Origin of the sequence: Paenibacillus curdlanolyticus YK9, assembly GCF_000179615.1 — a bacterium.
Taxonomy (GTDB): Bacteria; Bacillota; Bacilli; order Paenibacillales; family Paenibacillaceae; genus Paenibacillus_T; species Paenibacillus_T curdlanolyticus.
This window is the reverse complement of sequence record NZ_AEDD01000038.1, coordinates 1-552: the sequence shown is the minus strand read 5'-3', so window position 1 is coordinate 552 and position 552 is coordinate 1. Positions and strand designations below refer to the sequence as shown.

Sequence of the window (552 nt, the reverse complement as noted above, 5' to 3'; positions counted from 1 at the left end):
CCACGCTCATTTTCAAATAAACCTTCTCTTCAAGGCTTTAAAGGCTTCTAAAGGTTCTTCTGAATACTCAGGGGAATCATATTCATCCTGGAATAGCCATCCATCTGTGAGGGTTCCGTTCCATAGACGTTCATCAATCTCTGGATGAGAATAATGATACGGATCAAATATGGCTAAAGCAGTAAACAATTCGTTAGAGCCATTAAATATTAGATTGTAATAATCATTTTCATTAGAGTCTTCATTTTTTCTAATTATGCACTTTTTACCTGATGTGATGACATACGCAAAAAGCCTAAGATATCTCTCATTACAACATGAAGCCCTATGCTCCCAAGTTTTCAATAACAGAAATAATCGCTGTTGCACAACTGAGTGCTTTAGCTTTACTAAATTTGTTGAAGCTGTGCAGCTATTGTCTGTACAATTTTTGCAAGGTTTACTAATCTCCAGCAGCTTATTCAAGGTTTTTCTAGCATATCCTTGGATAATAGATTCCGATTGTTTAAATCAACAACAACCACTTCTTCAACTGTCTCTTCGTTTCCCTTA

General features: G+C 35.9%; 1 protein-coding gene. It reads right to left on the bottom strand.

The genetic code is table 11. The annotated features are described in order from the left end of the window. Window positions 1-12 precede the first annotated feature (12 nt). Complete coding sequence (locus tag PAECUDRAFT_RS25830) at window positions 13-465, bottom strand: hypothetical protein (RefSeq protein WP_006040819.1); 453 nt, start codon at window positions 463-465, stop codon at window positions 13-15. Between the last annotated feature and the right edge of the window lie 87 nt (window positions 466-552).